Source organism: Arthrobacter sp. ov118, assembly GCF_900116495.1.
Classification (GTDB): domain Bacteria; phylum Actinomycetota; class Actinomycetes; order Actinomycetales; family Micrococcaceae; genus Arthrobacter.
In genome coordinates this window covers 236,045-252,988 of sequence record NZ_FPAY01000004.1, presented here as the reverse complement: position 1 = coordinate 252,988, position 16,944 = coordinate 236,045, and the positions used below count along the sequence as shown (strand labels likewise).

The 16,944-nt window shown below is 67.5% G+C and carries 19 protein-coding genes; 9 read left to right on the top strand and 10 right to left on the bottom strand.

Translation table 11 applies throughout. The annotated features are described in order from the left end of the window. Positions 1 to 53 precede the first annotated feature (53 nt). Positions 54 to 782, bottom strand: a complete 729-nt coding sequence (locus BM372_RS10860) for a TetR/AcrR family transcriptional regulator (RefSeq protein WP_090955034.1) — start codon at positions 780 to 782, stop codon at positions 54 to 56. A 176-nt stretch (positions 783 to 958) separates the two neighbouring features. Between BM372_RS10860 and ptsP the strand changes: the two genes are divergently transcribed. From ptsP to BM372_RS10845, 3 genes are all read left to right on the top strand, one after another. Further along, positions 959 to 2,644, top strand: a complete 1,686-nt coding sequence (gene ptsP, locus BM372_RS10855; protein WP_090955032.1) for a phosphoenolpyruvate--protein phosphotransferase — start codon at positions 959 to 961, stop codon at positions 2,642 to 2,644. Between the two features lie 78 nt (positions 2,645 to 2,722). Beyond that, positions 2,723 to 3,133 (top strand): helix-turn-helix domain-containing protein, encoded by a 411-nt coding sequence (locus tag BM372_RS10850; RefSeq protein ID WP_090955030.1) that lies wholly within the window; start codon positions 2,723 to 2,725, stop codon positions 3,131 to 3,133. Positions 3,134 to 3,262: 129 nt separating this feature from the next. Beyond that, positions 3,263 to 3,535, top strand: a complete 273-nt coding sequence (locus BM372_RS10845; RefSeq protein WP_090955028.1) for a hypothetical protein — start codon at positions 3,263 to 3,265, stop codon at positions 3,533 to 3,535. Here the strand turns inward: BM372_RS10845 and BM372_RS10840 are convergent. Beyond that, positions 3,532 to 4,752: a PucR family transcriptional regulator gene (locus BM372_RS10840; RefSeq protein WP_090955026.1), complete on the bottom strand. Its 1,221-nt coding sequence runs from the start codon at positions 4,750 to 4,752 to the stop codon at positions 3,532 to 3,534. The genes BM372_RS10845 and BM372_RS10840 overlap by 4 nt on opposite strands. A gap of 244 nt (positions 4,753 to 4,996) precedes the next feature. Between BM372_RS10840 and ald the strand changes: the two genes are divergently transcribed. Further along, positions 4,997 to 6,115 (top strand): alanine dehydrogenase, encoded by a 1,119-nt coding sequence (gene ald / locus BM372_RS10835; RefSeq protein ID WP_090955023.1) that lies wholly within the window; start codon positions 4,997 to 4,999, stop codon positions 6,113 to 6,115. Between the two features lie 184 nt (positions 6,116 to 6,299). Here ald and BM372_RS10830 read toward each other — a convergent pair whose 3' ends face one another. Further along, on the bottom strand, positions 6,300 to 7,352 hold the full coding sequence (locus tag BM372_RS10830) for a Gfo/Idh/MocA family protein (RefSeq protein ID WP_090955020.1): 1,053 nt from the start codon (positions 7,350 to 7,352) through the stop codon (positions 6,300 to 6,302). 38 nt (positions 7,353 to 7,390) lie between these two features. After that, complete coding sequence (locus tag BM372_RS10825; protein WP_090955018.1) at positions 7,391 to 8,035, bottom strand: TetR/AcrR family transcriptional regulator; 645 nt, start codon at positions 8,033 to 8,035, stop codon at positions 7,391 to 7,393. 124 nt (positions 8,036 to 8,159) lie between these two features. Between BM372_RS10825 and BM372_RS10820 the strand changes: the two genes are divergently transcribed. After that, positions 8,160 to 8,723: an NAD(P)H-dependent oxidoreductase gene (locus tag BM372_RS10820; RefSeq protein WP_090955016.1), complete on the top strand. Its 564-nt coding sequence runs from the start codon at positions 8,160 to 8,162 to the stop codon at positions 8,721 to 8,723. A 78-nt stretch (positions 8,724 to 8,801) separates the two neighbouring features. Here the strand turns inward: BM372_RS10820 and BM372_RS10815 are convergent, their stop codons facing one another. Both BM372_RS10815 and BM372_RS10810 read right to left on the bottom strand, forming a co-directional pair. Next, a complete protein-coding gene (locus BM372_RS10815) occupies positions 8,802 to 9,698 on the bottom strand; it encodes an SDR family oxidoreductase (protein ID WP_090955013.1) in 897 nt (298 codons plus the stop codon). A gap of 40 nt (positions 9,699 to 9,738) precedes the next feature. Beyond that, a complete protein-coding gene (locus tag BM372_RS10810; RefSeq protein ID WP_090955011.1) occupies positions 9,739 to 11,247 on the bottom strand; it encodes a CYTH and CHAD domain-containing protein in 1,509 nt (502 codons plus the stop codon). A 79-nt stretch (positions 11,248 to 11,326) separates the two neighbouring features. On the opposite strand from BM372_RS10810, the gene BM372_RS10805 reads away from it, so the two are divergent. Then, entirely contained in the window at positions 11,327 to 11,674 is a 348-nt protein-coding gene (locus BM372_RS10805; RefSeq protein ID WP_090955009.1) for a hypothetical protein, read from the top strand. A 46-nt stretch (positions 11,675 to 11,720) separates the two neighbouring features. On the opposite strand, the gene BM372_RS10800 is transcribed toward BM372_RS10805, so the two are convergent. Continuing rightward, complete coding sequence (locus BM372_RS10800) at positions 11,721 to 11,960, bottom strand: DUF6480 family protein (protein WP_090955006.1); 240 nt, start codon at positions 11,958 to 11,960, stop codon at positions 11,721 to 11,723. Between the two features lie 91 nt (positions 11,961 to 12,051). On the opposite strand from BM372_RS10800, the gene BM372_RS10795 reads away from it, so the two are divergent. The 3 genes from BM372_RS10795 to BM372_RS10785 are packed head-to-tail and all read left to right on the top strand — an operon-like array spanning position 12,052 to position 15,494. After that, the gene (locus BM372_RS10795; RefSeq protein ID WP_090955004.1) at positions 12,052 to 12,486 is read left to right on the top strand and encodes a hypothetical protein; all 435 of its coding nucleotides are present in this window, start codon (positions 12,052 to 12,054) and stop codon (positions 12,484 to 12,486) included. A 48-nt stretch (positions 12,487 to 12,534) separates the two neighbouring features. Continuing rightward, entirely contained in the window at positions 12,535 to 15,036 is a 2,502-nt protein-coding gene (locus tag BM372_RS10790) for a molybdopterin oxidoreductase family protein (RefSeq protein ID WP_090955002.1), read from the top strand. Next, on the top strand, positions 15,033 to 15,494 hold the full coding sequence (locus BM372_RS10785) for a hypothetical protein (protein WP_090955000.1): 462 nt from the start codon (positions 15,033 to 15,035) through the stop codon (positions 15,492 to 15,494). Before BM372_RS10790 ends, BM372_RS10785 begins: the two co-directional genes overlap by 4 nt. A gap of 115 nt (positions 15,495 to 15,609) precedes the next feature. On the opposite strand, the gene BM372_RS10780 is transcribed toward BM372_RS10785, so the two are convergent. The 3 genes from BM372_RS10780 to BM372_RS10770 all read right to left on the bottom strand — a co-directional run bounded on the left by BM372_RS10780 (position 15,610) and on the right by BM372_RS10770 (position 16,814). Further along, positions 15,610 to 16,137 (bottom strand): hypothetical protein, encoded by a 528-nt coding sequence (locus BM372_RS10780; protein ID WP_090954998.1) that lies wholly within the window; start codon positions 16,135 to 16,137, stop codon positions 15,610 to 15,612. 40 nt (positions 16,138 to 16,177) lie between these two features. Next, complete coding sequence (locus BM372_RS10775; RefSeq protein WP_090954996.1) at positions 16,178 to 16,441, bottom strand: hypothetical protein; 264 nt, start codon at positions 16,439 to 16,441, stop codon at positions 16,178 to 16,180. Positions 16,442 to 16,568: 127 nt separating this feature from the next. Continuing rightward, a complete protein-coding gene (locus BM372_RS10770) occupies positions 16,569 to 16,814 on the bottom strand; it encodes a hypothetical protein (RefSeq protein ID WP_090954994.1) in 246 nt (81 codons plus the stop codon). Positions 16,815 to 16,944: the final 130 nt, after the last annotated feature.

Here is a 16,944-nt window from a genome sequence, read left to right as displayed (position 1 = left end):
TCCTAACCGTCGTTCCCGCTGCCTTGCAGGATGGTTCGATAATTTCGCGAAAGCTAGCTGGTGGAGCTGTTGGAGATCCGGTGGAGCCATTCGAGGAAGAGCTTCAGCTCCGAACTGGAGAGCTGGTCGGAGTGGGACGCCTGGAGAGCCGCGTTCAGCGCGATAGCCGCCACAACCACGGAGGATTCCCCACTGTCAACGGATCCGTTGTTCCGGGCCTGTTCCGTGGAAACCGCAAAGACCATGGCGTCGCGGGTCATGGCGGAGAGCTCGAGATTGCGCTCGGGCGCCTTTTCCGCGATCAGCATCAGGGTCACACCCACGTTGGCCGCCAGGATGGACCTGGCCGCCTCCCTGGGCGGGACGTTGAGCTGGCCGGAGACTGCCGCCTTGTTCAGCATCTCCTCCATGAGTGCTTCGGCATCGGCGACGATCGCCGGCCGGCTCTCAGGGCGAATGTTGCCGAACATGACGAGGTACAGTTCCGGCTGCTTCAGCCCAAACTGCACGTGGTTGTCCCACATCCTCCGGATGTCCTCCAGCGGTTGGCCAGAGGGCGCAAAGTCGCGTTCGCCCGCGACATATTCGTCAAAACCTGCTGCGACGACGGCGTCGAACAGCCCTTCCTTGTCGCCGAAGTGGTGGTACAGGGTCGGTGCCGTAACACCGGCCAACTGCGTGATCTGGCGGGTCGACACTGCAGATCCGCCTGAGTTGGCCAGCAGCTCGGCGGCCGCGCGCAGCAGCCGGGCTTTAGGTGGTAGCTGGCCATCGATACTCATAACCGCTACCCTAGCACCTATAGCAACGCTATATGAACTACATCACATACAATTTTTTCAGGTGCCCGATCAGCCGCTGACGTAGTCAGCCGCAGGCAGGATAAGCAGGATCAACGGCGGCACCTGGTTTATCGGCTGAGCGGCCACTGGCCTACGACAGAGAATGAGGACCTTCAGTGCAGAACTTCCCAGGAGTAGGCGTAAGCCCAGGCCGCATCATCGGCACCGTCCGGCAGATGCCCAAACCGATCAGCGAACCGCCCGCCGGTGAGCAGCTGGCCGCCGGCGTCACGGCGGAGGAGGCGACGGCGGCGCTAAAGGCCGCGGCGAAGGCGGTGCACGACGAGCTCAAGGCCCGCTCCGAGACGGTCTCCGGCGACGGCAAGGCCGTCCTCGAGGCCACGGCCCTCATGGCCACCGACACCATGCTGCTCAAATCGGCCACCAAGCTGATTGGCCGCGGGACTTCCGGGCAGCGGGCCATCTGGGAAGCGGGCGCCTCCGTCTCGGAAATGCTGCACAACCTGGGCGGCTATATGGCCGAGCGCGCCACCGACGTCCTGGACGTCCGCTCCCGGATCGTGGCTGAACTGCGCGGGGTTCCCGCCCCGGGCATTCCCGTGTCCGCCACCCCGTTCATCCTCATCGCTGAGGATCTGGCCCCGGCCGACACCGCCACCTTGGATCCGGAAAAGATCCTGGCCCTGGTCACAGCCGGCGGCGGCCCGCAGTCCCACACCGCCATCATCGCCCGTTCCCTCGGCCTGCCCGCCGTTGTCGCCGCCGCCGGGGTCGATGAGCTTCCCGACGGCACCGAGGTGTACGTCGACGGCGCTGCCGGGCTCATCACCGCGGAGCCCGGGGAAGCTGAACGCGCCGCCGCAGCCCACTGGGCCGCCACCGCGTCGCTGCTGTCCGCCTTTGACGGGACGGGCACGACGGCGGACGGGCACCTCGTTCCGCTCCTGGCCAACGTCGGGGGCGCCAAGGATGCCGTGGCCGCGGCCGGCCTCAACGCCCAGGGTGTGGGCCTGTTCCGGACCGAGTTCTGCTTCCTGGAGCGGGACACCGAACCGACCGTGGAGGAACAGGCCGCAGCCTACAAGGGCGTCTTCGATGCCTTCCCGGGCAAGAAAGTGGTTCTGCGCACGCTCGATGCCGGCGCGGACAAGCCTCTGCCGTTCCTGACCGACGCTACCGAACCCAACCCGGCCCTGGGCGTCCGCGGCTACCGGACCGACTTCACCACGCCGGGCGTCCTGGAGCGCCAGCTGCAGGCGATCGCCCTGGCCGAGCAGGCGTCCGAGGCCGACGTCTGGGTGATGGCCCCGATGATTTCCACCGCGGAGGAGGCCGCCCGCTTTGCCTCGCTGTGCGCCGCGGCAGGCATTAAGACCCCCGGCGTGATGGTGGAGGTGCCGTCGGCCGCCCTGACAGCCGAGAGCATCCTGCGGGAGGTGGGCTTCGCGAGCCTGGGCACCAACGACCTCACCCAGTACGCCATGGCCGCCGACCGGCAGCTCGGCCCGCTCGCGGCCCTGAACACCCCTTGGCAGCCGGCCGTGCTGCGGCTCGTGGGCCTGACGGTGGAGGGTTCGGCGGCCGAGGGCCACAACAAGCCCGTGGGCGTGTGTGGCGAGGCGGCGGCGGACCCGGCCCTCGCCGTCGTCCTCACGGGCCTGGGCGTCACTACGCTGTCCATGACAGCGCGCTCCATAGCGGCCGTTGCTGCCGTGCTGAAAACGGTCACCCTGGCCGAAACGCAGGAGCTTGCCAAGCTGGCCCTGTCCGCGCCGAGCGCCACGGAGGCCCGGGCCTGGGTCCGGGCGAAGTTGCCGGTCTTGGAGGACCTGGGGCTGTGACCGGGGCGCCGTCGGCGGATGCGCCGACGGCACCACCCGCTGATCCACCCTTTGGGAAGTAGCCGCTAGGATGCACACATGGCACTGATAGCTCCCCGGGTGACGGCCGGTCTGCCGGCCGAGGACGCGCAAAAACTCAAGTACGCCCTCGACGGCAGCCATGACATCACCGTGTTCGTCGACGGCACTGTCCACCGCCTGCCGGACGGGGCGAGGGACGCCGTCGTCGACTTGCTGGGCCGCTTCAGCCGCGGCGAGGCCGTGACGGTCAGCAGCGTCGAGGAGATGCTGACGACGTCCCGGGCGGCGGAACTGGCGGGCATCTCGCACACGTATCTGCGGAACATGACCGACCGCGGCGAAATTCCGGTGGAGTACCGCGGAACGCACCGGCGGATCCGGCTGGCCGACATCATGGCCTGGCTCGAGACGCAGAAAAAGACGCGGAGCGCAGAGGAAAGCGCGGACGAAGACGCCGACGAAGGATAGTACGGTCACGGCGGCGCCGGTCAGCCAGCATGACGGCGGCCCGCGTGCTTCATGAAGCGGTGATAAGGATCAAGCAACGATCGCGCTCCGGCGCGGAGACACGGATAGGCAGCGGGTTAAACTTGCATCGTGGGTAAATTCAGAGGATGGCACATCGTGGCGGGTCTCGCCGCCATGCTGCTTGCCGGCATCATCGGAACCGCGATGGGCCTGAATAATACCGGCACTTTCATGGCCAGCGGGGTGGCATTCGTTGCGGTGTCGCTCTGGGTGGACAGCCGGATCTCCCGCCGCCGGAGCGCCGCCCGCAAACCCGCAGCGGCCGCCGGCAAGGACACGGCGGCCGCAGGCAACGACCCAGGACTGGCACTGGACGCCGACGTTTCCAAGCGCGAGGGCTAAATCCGGGGCCGGCCCGCCCAGCGCCTCGCCTTCAGCGCGGCATGAAGTTCCAGCCGCACCATTCCCTTCAGCGGGTCCACGCCCAGCAACTGGCGGATCCGGCCGAGCCGGTTATAGATACTGCTCCGGTGCAGGTGCAGCTTGGTTGCGACTTCCTGGACGGAGCCGTCATTGTCGTAGAACAGCTCCAGCACAGGCAGCAGCTCGTGGTTGCGGTCATGGTCCTCGAGGAGCCGGAAAAACAGCGATCCCGCGTCCGCCCAGGCCCCGGCCCCGCCGCCGGCGGACGCCAGCAGCTGGTAGACGCCGGTTGCCCGGCAGTCCACGAGTTCGCCCAGCTGCGGATCCACTGCCGCGGCCTGGGCCGCCTGCCGTGACTGCCGGTAGGCCTCGGCGAGTTCGCGCGGCTTGGCGAACCCCTCGCTAGTGCCAAGAATGATGCGCCGGACCGGACGTCCGGAGCGTTTGGCGAGCTCCAGCTGGTAGTGCACCAGCACCTGGGCGTGGTCCGCACGTCCTGTGGATTCCTTGAACAGCACCACGGAGTGGGTTTCGGTGCCCGCACTAAAGAGTGCCGCGTCCACGCCGATGGTGGCCTGCAGGGCCGCGGAGCGGTGGATGAGGGTATCGGCGATCGGGTCCGAGCCGCCGGCCCACCCGTCGGCGTCAAGGACGGTCACCAGCTGCCACGGACCCTTGCCCTGGACCTCTTTCCAGCCGGCCACGGCCGCGACGGCGTTGGTCTCACCGGCGCAGGCTGCCAGGAATTCCTGTTCCCGTTTGCGGCGGAACTCGGACTCTGCCGTATTGGAGTCCAGCAGCAGGGAAGACAACTGCTCCAGCTCCCTCGCCACGTCCGGCAACTGGGCGAGGACGGACGCGGCGCTTGGTTCCTCGGCGTCGAGCTGGACCCACAGGTACCCCACCCTGAAGCCGCGCACCAGCAGCGGCACGCACACCCGGCCCAGCATGCCGAGGTCGGCGTTGGCCGGCACCACGACCGGCCGGACCGCCGTCGCAATTCCGTGGGAGAGCTGCCAGGCAATGACGTCCACCGGGACCCGCTTGCTGAGCAGGAAGTTCACCCGAACGCGGTCGGCGTGGGACTGGTTCGAGCTGTACGCAAGGAGCAGCCCGTCGAGGTCCTCGAGGGAGAGGCCGCGGCCCAGCCGCTGTGCCACCTGCTCCACGAGCTGCTCCACGTCCTGCTGCTGCATGCTGCAACACTACTGCCCCCGGCGGCCGCTCTGCGAATGCGGCGGCGACGGACACGAGCCGACACCTGACGCCCCCGCCCTCGACAGCTGTCTACCTGCAGATTTGAAAAACCGCGCAATCACGCGGATCGCACCGCACGACCGGCCGCGGCCCGTGTCGCCTGCCTCACAGCCGGATTTATTCTGGAAGTACGAATTCCCCGCTAATCCCGGCCCACGAGGCCGCCAGGACTGGAGCCAGCAAATGATCATCGGTGTACCCAAAGAGATCAAGAACAACGAGTTCCGCGTCGCCATCACGGCGGCCGGCGTCCACGAATTCCGCACCCACGGCCACGCGGTCCTCGTTGAGCGCGGCGCAGGCCTGGGCTCGGGCATCACGGACGAGGAATACGCCATCGCCGGCGCCGAGATCGTCGCCGAGGCAGACGACGTCTGGGCCCGCGCCGACATGGTCATGAAGGTCAAGGAGCCGGTCAAAGCCGAATACCACCGCTTCCGCAAGGGCCTGATCCTCTTCACCTACCTGCACCTGGCCGCCGAGCCCGAACTGACCCAGGAGCTGATCAACTCCGGCGTCACCGCGATCGCCTACGAGACCGTCCAGGAGGGCCGTACCCTGCCCCTGCTGGCCCCGATGTCCGAAGTTGCCGGCCGCCTCTCCGTCCAGGTCGGCGCCACCTCCCTGATGGCCCCGGCCGGCGGCAAGGGTGTGCTGCTCGGCGGCGTCCCCGGCGTCCGCCCGGCCAAGGTCGTTGTCCTGGGCGCCGGCGTCGCCGGCACCAACGCAGCCGCCATGGCCCTGGGCCTCGGCGCCGACGTCACCATCCTGGACATCAACATCAACCGCCTGCGCGAGCTCGACGCCCAGTACCAGGGCCGCCTGAAGACGGTCGCGTCCAACTCCTACGAAATCGAAAAGTCAGTCGTCGACGCCGATCTCGTCATCGGCTCGGTCCTGATCCCCGGCGCCAAGGCCCCGAAGCTCGTCACCAACGAGCTCGTGTCCCGGATGAAGCCCGGCTCCGTGCTGGTCGACATCGCCGTCGACCAGGGCGGCTGCTTCGAAGACACCCACCCCACCACGCACCAAGAACCGACGTACAAGGTCCACAACACGATCTTCTACTGCGTGGCCAACATGCCCGGCGCCGTCCCCAACACGTCCACCTACGCCCTGACCAACGTCACCCTGCGCTACGGCGTCGCCCTGGCGAACCTGGGCGTCAAGGCCGCCTTCGAGCGCGACGCGGCCCTCGCCGCCGGCCTCAACATCGCCGGCGGCAAGGTGGCACACCGCTCGGTCTCCGAGGCGCACAACCTGCCCCTCGTCGCCGACTGGCACCAGCTGGTCTCCGCGTAAGTTCCCCCACGGTCGGCTAGGTTCCACACTGTCGGCTGCGTTACACACCGTCGCCTGCTCCGTAACAGCCCTTTTGGACCCCCAAAAGGGCAGTTTGGGCCCACGCCGGCAGGGTACCCTGGCCGAGCTTCCGAGGCGAGGGGGCCGGTGGGGAGCAGGCGATGGGTGTTAAGGCGATGGCTGGTTAGAGCGACCGGGCCTGTTCGATAAGACGCAGCACTTCGACCGGCCCCGCCGGGTCGACCGGCACCGGCAGTGACGAGGTTGTTCCGCCGTCGGCGATCTTGGCCGCCAGGATCCGGTAAAACTCTGGGTAGGCGCCGCGTTCGGTGGGCAACCGGTCCAGGTGCCCGTCGCGCCCCAGCAAGCCCGCCCAGTCCGGATCCTCGAGGCCGTAATCTTCGTCCAGCGGCCCGCCGCCGGCCACGATATACGGTTCCTGCGGATCCACGCCGTGCTTGGTGAAGCCGCCCCCACTGCCCAGGATGCGGTAGCGCGGCCCCTGCTGGGCGCAGAGCATGTTCATCCAGAGGTGGCTGGTCACCCCGGCATTGTGCCGCAAGGCCACGAAGACGTCGTCGTCGGCTTTCTCCCCCGCCCTCCGGACCGCCAGTTCCGCGTGCGTCACCGTGGCCGGACCGAAGAGCTGCAGCGCCTGGTCCAGCAGGTGGGTGCCGAGGTCAAAGAGCACGCCACCGCCCTCGTCGGCCGTCGCGCCCGCCTTCCAGGTTTTGGCGACTTCGGGCGACCAACGCTCGAAGCGCGACTCGAAACGGGTCACGGCACCGAGCGCTCCCGTCTCCACAAGGGATTTCACCGTGAGAAAGTCACCGTCCCAGCGCCGGTTCTGGAACACGGTAAGCACCCGGCCCAGGCTCGCGGCGAGATCGATGAGCTCCTGCCCCTCGGCGCTGCGCACGGCGAAGGGTTTGTCCACGACGACGTCGAGGCCGGCTTCCAGCGCCGCCTTCGCCAGCGGGTAGTGGGTAGCCGGCGGCGTGCCGAGCACCACCAAGTCCAGCTCGCCGGCGAGCGCCAGGATGTCGGCCGGAGTGTCGACGATCCGGGCCGCCGGGTAACTGCCGGCCGCGGCGGACCTTCGGGCGGCGTCGGACGTGGAGATGGCATCCAGCGAAAAGGCCGGGTTTGCGGCGATGAACGGGGCGTGGAAGACGCTGCCCGAGAGGCCGAAACCGGCGACAGCGGTGCGGATGGGCCGGGCTGAATCGTTGGTCATTTGCCTAGGCTACCGCCCGTGCAGCCGGGCCGCCCCGGCTATCCCCCGCCTACCATCCGCGTGACGAGTTCCCGCCACGTCTGGGCGAGGCGGTCAGGGGAAATTCCGTGCACCTGGACCGAATGCAGCAGCAGTTCGGGCTCCAGCGCCGCGCCGAGGAACGACGCCAGCAGCCACGGGTCCGCCGTCACGCCCGCTTCACGCAGCAGCATCTCGAGGTGGCGGTGCCAAAGAACGGCCGGCGGGACATCGAAACGGTTGTAGACCGAAGCATCGGCGGCCCGGGCCAGCTCCCCGAATTCCAAGACCCAGGAAATACGAGCCGCACCGACGGCCACCAGGCGATCCAGGGGCGGCGCCCCGGGACCCACCGGGGGCGGCCCGAACATGAACCGGCCCTGGAACTCGGCCTCGGCGCCGCTGAGCAGTGCCATCATCAACCCGGCACGGCTGCCGAAGCGCCGGAAGACGGTCCCCTTTCCCACCCCGGCGCGCTGTGCCAGCCGGTCCATGGTGAGCGCGTCGGCACCGGATTCCTCCACGATTTCCCGGGCGGCGCAGAGCAGGAGCTCACGGTTGCGCGCGGCGTCGCGGCGCTCGGACTCGGCTGCCGGCCCGGCACCGTGCTCCGCGGCACGGCCTCCACCGGACTGGGCACCGCGTCGGATCGGAATGAGGCTCACACCGCTGATTCTAGCCCCCCGGAATATAACCGGACCGCAGTCCGTTTAGTCTGGATGAAGGCCCCCAAAGCCTCCACGACAGCCAGCCGGGGAACCCTCCCCGGCGCGATGCATAGGAGTCCACATGTCCAAGAAGACCGTCCTCACCCTCGTCGGCAGCCTGCGCTCCGGCTCCACCAACCAGAAGCTGGCCGAGGCCATCCAGCTCAACGCGCCGGAGCAGGTCGACGTGATCATTCACGAGAGCCTTGGCAACATCCCGTTCTACAACGAGGACATCGACGTCGAAGGCCAGGTGCCCGCAGCGGCCGCCGCCTTGCGCTCCGCAGCCAACGACGCCGACACCATCCTGCTGGTCACCCCGGAACACAACGGCACCGTCCCGGCCTCCCTGAAGAACGCCATCGACTGGCTCTCCCGCCCGTTCGGCGCCGGGGCCCTGTCCGGCAAGCCCACCGCCGTCGTCGGCACCGCCTTTGGCCAGTTCGGCGGCGTTTGGGCCCAGGACGAGGCCCGCAAAGCTGTCGGCATCGCCGGCGCGCAGGTCCTAGAGAACGTCAAGCTGGCAGTTCCCGGCTCGATGGTCCGCTTCGCCGAAGTCCACCCGAAGGACGACGCCGAGGTCGTTGAGCAGATCAAGGGCGTCTTCGACGCGCTGGCCGAAGCCCCGGCCGCCGAAGCGGCATAGGCCACGGCACCCCGCAGTTCCCTCGGGCCCCCGGCAGCAGCGGCTGCCGGGGGCCTTGCGCGTTACGGTCCGGCCCGCTTAATGCCCCAGGCTCCGGGCAAATCGGGCGATTGCCTCCTCCGCGGTGGGGACCGGTCCGAACACTTCGGCCTGGCGGGAGGTATCGGCAACGTACTTGCCCGTCTCAAACCAGTCGAACATGGCACTCATGTCCCGGAGCATCGGATCGAACCGCCCGAGCGTGGCACCAAGGGCGCGGATCAGCCTTGTTGGAACCGCCCGGACGCGGACCTGCGCCCCCACGAAGCGCGAGGCAATGTCGGCGACGTCCTGCATGCTGACCGGGCGGTCCCAGCCGATGTCGATGCGTTCGCCGTCGACGACGTCCGCGTCGACCGCGGCCGCGAGGTAGCCCGCGAGGTCGGAGGTGAGGACGAAGGTCAGCGGAACTGTCTTGGTTCCGAACCACATGAGCCGCTTCTTCTCGAACGGGTCGCCGCCCGTCCGGGTGACCTGGTCGAGGAATGCGCCGGGGCGAAGCGCGACAAACGGGACCCCTAGCTCCTCCAGCTTGTCTTCCGCCACCTTCTTGTGCCAGAAATGCGGGACGCTCGGAGTCTGGTCGGACGTAAGGATGCTGGTCAGGATGAAGCGCCGCACGCTGGTCCGGCTTGCCGCTTGGGCGAGATTGGCGTTGCCGGCCGTGTCGATCTCCAGCGCCTGCTTGTCGCGCCGCGTGTAGCCGGCGGCAGTGGTGATCACGGCGTCGACGCCGGTCATGGCAGCGACGAGGGAGTCAAGGGCGAGCATGTCGCCCCGGGCAATCCCGACGTTCTTGGCTTCGAGCTTGCTGGCATCCGATCCGGGGCGGACCAAGGCCCGGACCTTCTTGCCCCGGCCCCTCAGCTCATCGATGACCTGGCCGCCGAGGTGTCCCGTGCCGCCGACGACGAGGACCGGTTTGGGATCAGTCATGTGGTGCTCCCGCTAGCCTGCTTCGCCGGGCCCGCGACCGCTATTTGAGGAGTTTGGCGGGGAAGGTCGTCCAGCTGTCGTAAAAGTCCGTCTCTGTTTCGGCGGCTAGGTTTTGTTCGAGGGCGTGGAGTCGCCCGTACGAAAAGGCGTTTTCGCCCTGCAGAAAGGCCTCGCCGGCCAGGCGGCGCAGCACCTCGCGGGCAACGACGCTGTCCTGGTGCCGGCCGAGGACCTTCTGGATGCTGTGCGCTGCCTGTTCCAGCTGGCCGGCCTGCTTGGCGTCGACTGCGGCGGCGGCTTCGGCCGCGTAACGGAGCCGTTTGGCGGCTTTGCGGGCCTCGTGAAGGGACTCATCGCCGTGAGGGGTTCCGCGGTTGGACCGGGCGGCCTTCACGGCTTTGCGCAGGCGCTTCCCGTCCTTCCCGATGGCCGCGGACGCCGACTTGGGCTTTTTGTCGGCCTTGGCCGTCAGCGGCGGATCCTTCCGGAACTCGTCGAGGGAATCCAGGAGCCGGAAGTACCGCTCCTGATCCATCGTCTCGAGCAGGGTGCGGTAATGGTCACTGTAAGCCGCCGAGAGCTCCTCATTGATGCGGCGGGCTACCGGACCCATCACAAGCTCCGGCGGTTCGGTGGCCAACAACTCAAGGAGGCGCTCCTGCATGACCTCGGTGTCCCTCACCTCGCCAAGGACTCCGGCGAGCCATCTCAGTTCCGCGCGCAGGGCGGCCGCTGGCTCCGGCTCGAGCAGGCGCCGTTGCGTGGCCAGCGCCGAGCGCAGCCGCCGGGTGGCCACCCGCATCTGGTGCACGGCATCGGGGACGCGGTCGCGGACCTGCGGATCCTGCTCCTGCAGCGCCTGGACCTGTTCGTTCACGTAGGCCCTCAGCATTCGCCCGGCAGTCCCGGAGCCGGTCCGGTCCGGCGGCGTTGCCGGTTCAGGATGCAAACTTCCTAACGCGCGGGCGAGTTTGGAGGCGTGGCCTGCCCGGTGCACTCCAGCGGCGGCGAACTTGTCTTGGACCGCATCGAGGAGATCAGGGCCACCGGCCACCAGTTCAACTTCCCACTCCCGCCAGTCATGCCCTGCCCGGCCAGGCAGGAGCGGTTCGGCGTGCACGTGGTCATCGGCGATTTCGGCCAATACCTTGTCGTCGGCGCCCCGAAGCCGGTGCACGACGCGGCGGGTGCTCAACCTGACCACCGGGACGAGCTTTCTCCCGCGCAGGTGCACCCTGATCTGCCGCACGAGGGCCTCGGGTGGGCTGTCCCCGGTGCCGAGGGGCTCCTGCAGCTCCCGGCGGGAGTCGGCGTCGTCCAGCGGAAGTTTCAAGTGCCATCCGTCGTCTTCGCCGCCTGAGCGCCGACGCAGTGTGATGCGGTGCCTGGCCAGCGTCAGGTCGGATGAGTCGAAGTACTGTGCCTCGAGCAAGTGCTCCACCGGCTCATCAACGCGGTTCACGCCACGCAGGTTTTGCAGGGGCGGGGATAGCTCTGGCCGGGCGACATCGAATTTGCGTTCAGTCTCCACACTCTGGGCGGCGTCCATACTGAATTATAGGGCTGCAGGTAACGAATGGACTGGGCCACTAGGCCCGGGCGACCGGGCCGACAGCAGGAGGAACACCATGACCATCAAGCTCAACAAGACGGCGCTCAACCAGGCCCGTCAGCTCATCAAAGACTCCAGATTCGCGCGGGACACCCGCGATGACTGGAGCGAGCACGCTCCCGACAGCGATCGGGAAAACGGCTACATCGACAAGCACGGCTACGCCGCATACGGGAGCTGGCATTTGGGCGAAGACAGCGAGAAAACGCAAGAGACCAAGGGGCGCTACAGCTTCCCGTTCGGCGATTTCCAGCGCCTGCACCGCTGTGCAATCCTTGCCATCGAAAGCCGCGCCGCCCAGAACAACTACGACGACATCGCCGAGGCAGCCAAATCCCTGCTGGCAGAACTTGACAAGGATTAATCTCGACAGGGATTAAGTTGGGGAAGGACTGAGGCGGGCACTGGCGCTATTCGTCGTGCCCCTGATCCCGGCTCATCTGGTCCTCGGCCGGGGGCGTCTCTCCCGGAGGCACTCCCCCGCCGGGCTCCAGTCCGGTGATCTTCCCGCTGAGCGGATCCGGGTTGGCCGAACCGGCAGGATCGGTGGTCTCTTCACCGTTGCGGTCCCGGTCGGACTGTTCCGCGGCGTTCTCCGCCGCCCGCCGATCAGGGTTGGCCGGGTCATTTTCGGGGTGGTAGCTGCTCATGGGTGTGCCTTCCGTGTCGTGCCGACTATGGACTATTTGTAAGCATGCTGATAATTCTGGAACCGTCAAGGCCGAGCAAAGGAGCAAACTGATGGGAATTGGCGACGGCATCAAAAAAACGGCAGAAAACGCCATGGAGGACCTGGCCGGGATCTCCCGGCCCACCGATGACGGGCATGTGCCCGAGCCCGGGAACCCGGACGAGGAAATCCGGGTCCATTCATCCATCAGCGAGGGCTCCAACGCCGCGGACGACGACGAGGTGCCAGGCACGGGCCAACGCCAGCAGACGAGTACCCCAGCCGAAGCGGATGGCCTCGAAAACGCTCGCCGCGACGACGGCCGCCCCGACAACGCACCTCACAGCGGAGGCCCGGATGCCGGGACGGAAGAGCCCGCGGAGGCCGGGGACGTTCCGCGGGACGTGCCAGGACCGGCAGGGCTGCCCAGCCCCGACCCGGACGCGCTCCGCGCCGACCCGTCCGAGGGCGGCCAGGACCCGTCCACCGGCATGGGACGCGGCTGACCCGAGCTTGGAGCATAGGCCCCCGGGCCCCGAAGGTAGAGGAGCGACGTGGTCGACCGGATAGCAAACATTTGGGGGTCCCGGACCCCGTATGCCCGCGACGGCCTGTGGCCGGTCCGCGTGGACCAAGTCCTCGACGACGGCGTCGCGGAAGCCGACGTCGACCGGTGGGTGCAGTCCGCCTGCGTGCTGTGCAGCAACGGCTGCGCCTGCGACATCGCCGTCAAGGACGGCGCGATGGTCGGCATCCGCGGCCGGGCCCAAGACTTGGTCAACCACGGGCGGCTGGGACCGAAGGGGCTCTTCGCCAGCCGGCAAGGCGTGTCCAACAAGGACCGCCTGATCAGTCCCTTGGTCCGGGACAACGGGCAGCTGGTCGAATGTGACTGGGACACGGCGATGCGTCGGATCGTGGACCGGAGTCGAAGCCTGCTGGCTGAGCGCGGCCCGCTCAGCCACGGCTTCTATACCAGCGGGCAGCTTTTCCTGGAGGAGTACTACGCCCTGGCCGTCGTTGGAAAGGGAGGGATTGGCACCCCGCACATGGACGGAAACACCCGGCTGTGCACCGCGACGGCGGCAGCGGCCATGAAGGAGTCGTTCGGCGCCGACGGCCAGCCAGGATCCTATACCGACGTCGACAGCTGCGACGCGCTGTTCCTCTACGGCCACAACATGGCCGAGACGCAAACCGTGCTCTGGTCCCGCGTCCTGGACCGAATCGCGGGCCCGGACCGGCCCAAAATCGTGTGCGTGGATCCGCGCGACACGGAAGTTGCACGCCACGCCGACGTCCACCTGGCCATCCGGCCCGGCACCAACCTGGCCCTTATGCACGCCCTGGTCCGCGAAATCCTCGCCCGGGGCTGGGAGGATACCGGCTACATCCGTGACCACACCCGGGGCCTGGACGATCTCCGGAAGGCAGTCGAACCGTGGACGGCAGAGGCGGCGGCCGCCACGTGCGGCGTCCCGGCGGCGGACATCCGGGAGGCAGCCCGGATCTTCGGCACCTCGGACCGGATCGTTTCCACGGTGCTGCAGGGTTTCTACCAGTCCTCCCAGGCCACGGCCGCGTCCTGCCAGGTCAACAATCTGCACCTGCTGCGCGGAATGCTGGGCCGGCCAGGGTGCGGGGTCCTGCAGATGAACGGCCAACCCACCGCCCAAAACAACAGGGAATGCGGCGCCGACGGCGACCTGCCGGGTTTCCGCAACTGGGAAAATCCCGATCACATCAAGGAACTGGCCAGACTCTGGGACGTGGATCCGATGACCATCCCGGACTGGGCGCCGCCCACCCACGCCATGCAGATCTTCCGATACGCCGAACAAGGATCCATCAATTTCCTGTGGATCTCCGCTACGAACCCGGCCGTCTCCATGCCCCAACTTCCCCGGATCCGGGACATTCTGACCAAACCGGATCTCTTCCTCGTCGTCCAGGACCTCTACCTCACCGAAACCGCACAATACGCGGACGTGGTGCTGCCGGCAGCGGCCTGGGGCGAAAAAACCGGAACGTTCACCAACGTCAACCGCGTCGTGCACCTCTCCGACAAGGCCGTCGACCCGCCAGGTGAGGCCCGCAGCGACCTGGACATCTTCCTCGACTACTCCCGCAGAATGGAATTCACCACTCTGGCAGGTGCGCCGCTGCTGGACTGGACAGGTCCCGAGGACGCATTCGAGGCCTGGAAAAACTGCTCCCGCGGACGGCCGTGCGACTACACCGGCATCACCTACGACCGGTTGCGGGGCGGCAGCGGCATCCCGTGGCCGTGCAACGAAGATCACCCGGACGGAACAGACCGGCTGTACGGCGACGGCGTTTTCCCCACAGATCCAGACTACTGTGAAAGCTACGGCCACGACCTCCTGACCGGCGCAACGGTGGGGGCCCAGGCCTTCCGCGCGCAGGGGCCCGGCGGTCGGGCCCAGTTCAAGACCGCCCCGTTTCATCCTCCGCACGAGGAGCCTGACGAGGACCACCCGCTCCGGTATACGACCGGCCGCACGGCGTACCACTTCCATACCCGCACCAAAACGGGCCGCTCCCGGCCCCTCACCAATGCGGCACCGCGGGCCTGGGTGGAACTGGCGCGGGAGGACGCAGACCGGTTCGGAATCTCCGAAGGCGATCTGGTCCGGGTGACCTCCCGCCGGGGCAGGATCGAGGTGCCCGCACGGGTCAGCGGCATCGCCCCCGGGACAGTGTTCGCCCCGTTCCATTACGGCTACTGGGAAACAGGCGGCAGCCCGGGTCCGCACCCTACTGCTGCGAACGAACTGACCCTCACCGAATGGGACCCGGTATCCAAACAGCCGATGTTCAAGAACGCGGCGGTGGCGGTGGAGAAGATCGGCGATGCCACCGGACCGGCGCCTGCCCCGACCACGACGGCGTCCCGGCCCGCCATGGCCCCCGGCGCGACTCCGGTCCCGGCCACGACCGGTGGCGACGCTGCCCAGGCCACGGAAACGCCGGGCGCGGAACCGGCGCCCCGGTTCCCTGACGCGATCAATGCCCGGGAGGGGAGCCAGCGATGAACCTGAAAATCTATCTGGGTATGCTCCACCAGGCGGAACAGACCCTCGCCGAATCGTTCCGTCAGGTTGCCGAGGGCCACGGCGCCGAGCCGGACGTCCACTTCCTCTGCCGCACCCTGGCGGGGCAGTGTGACCGTCATGGGGAACTCCTGCATCCCGTCCTGCAGCGCTACGGCGAAAGCCGCGAGGACAACGAGCCGGAGCGACTCCATGCCGAGGGCCTGTCCACGACCCGCGAGGGCCCCGTGGGGCTCCTGCGCGACCTGCAGGACCTATACCTGCTGGCGAGCCTCGTGGACATCACATGGACGATGGTCAAACAGGCTGGCTCAGCACTGCGCGATAAGGAATTGCTCGAGGTCGTGGCGAAATGCGACGCCGAAACCGCCATCCAACTGCGCTGGCTGCAAACCCGGATGAAACAGGCCGCACCCCAGGCCCTCGTCGCGGCGCGCTGAGAACCGCGGCCCGCTGAGAACCGCGGCGCGCTGGGGGCTTCGGCTCACTGAGGCCCCCAGCGCTGGAATCGCACGTACCGGAATCTCACATGCCGGAATCTCACGTGCCGGTGTCTTACGTGCCGGTGTCCGCGAACCGGTCCGCCGTGGTTTCCAGGAGCAGGTTCTCGAGTTCGCGCAGCTGTTCCGTTGCCTGGTCCAGCAGATGGGCGACCTTGTCCTGTTGGATGCGCGGGTCGGTGCGGGACAGGATGACGAGCGTCTTCCAGAGCAGGGACTTGCCGGTGACGGCAGTAATGAGGGCCTCGAGCTCAAGATGTCCGGCGGCCCCGCTCCTGCCGTGCAGCGGATTGAGCGGGCCAAGGGACGCCAGATGCGCCCCGATCCAGGCAAACGGCTTTTTATAGGTGGGGATGGCCAACCCAAGCTCATCGGCAATGCCGTAAAGGGCGGCCTTGTCTGCGCCCACTTCTCCCGTGAGCCGGGTGAGGGTGTCGCCGTGCGGTGTGTCCTTCCAGGCCTTGGCCGCCTGCTCGAAGAGACGCTCCCCGGCTGCCGCGGCTATCAAGTGACTGTGCAGGTATGCGCCCAACGAACGCTCGCCGGAGGCGTCGTTCCCGTGCTGTTCCGCGTTCATGGTCATGCCCTTTCGTAACGGTGATGTCTGCTGCGGAGCGGGCGCCTTAGTCGCCGGGTGCCGTATCAGTGGTCAAGCCCCGTGAGTCCGGGGTTTCACTGTCCTGCTCCTCAGCCGGGCCGGTGGCCTTGGTCGAATCGTCCGTGCTGTCGCTGGGACCGGAGGGTGCGCCCGCCGTCGTTCCTTCATCGTCCGGTGCTTCCTTGGGTACGGGACGGGCTCCGTCCCGTACGCCGTCGTGTACGTCTTCTCCGGTCCTGTCTTCTCCAGTCCCGTTCTGTTCAGTGCTCATGTTCTGTTCAGTGCTCATGACTTCTCCAGATTCTTTGGCAGGCAACGTTCCCCCCACGCTAACAATGCATTGCCGGAAAGGTAAGGAGCGCGGCGATAACTGGCCGCCTGCCGTGCACCGCCGACGAACGATGGCGACAAAAGACTCAAGCGTCGGTTTCCTCCGGATTCACTCCGTCCCGATTCTCTGCGTCCGAATTTTTTGGGTCCGAATTTTTTGGGTCCGGCTGCGCTTCGCTTCCGGCCGCGCGGTCCTTGGCCGCGTCATCCTTGGGCGCCTCCCCCCGGACGTAGTCCGGATCCAACACCGGCGAGAAGGCATCGGCGTCGATGCCGGGGCCGTCGTTATCGTCAGCCGGTGCGGGCGCGTCATCTGCCGGTACGTCACTCATGGCTCCACGGTAGGCGGACCCGCAATGTGTGTCGAGGCCGCGTGTGGACTGGGTGCCGAGCCATCGTGCCGAGGTAGCTTGCCCTGAACGGATCAAGGTGTTGCTATGGTCACGGACCGTGTTCCTGACG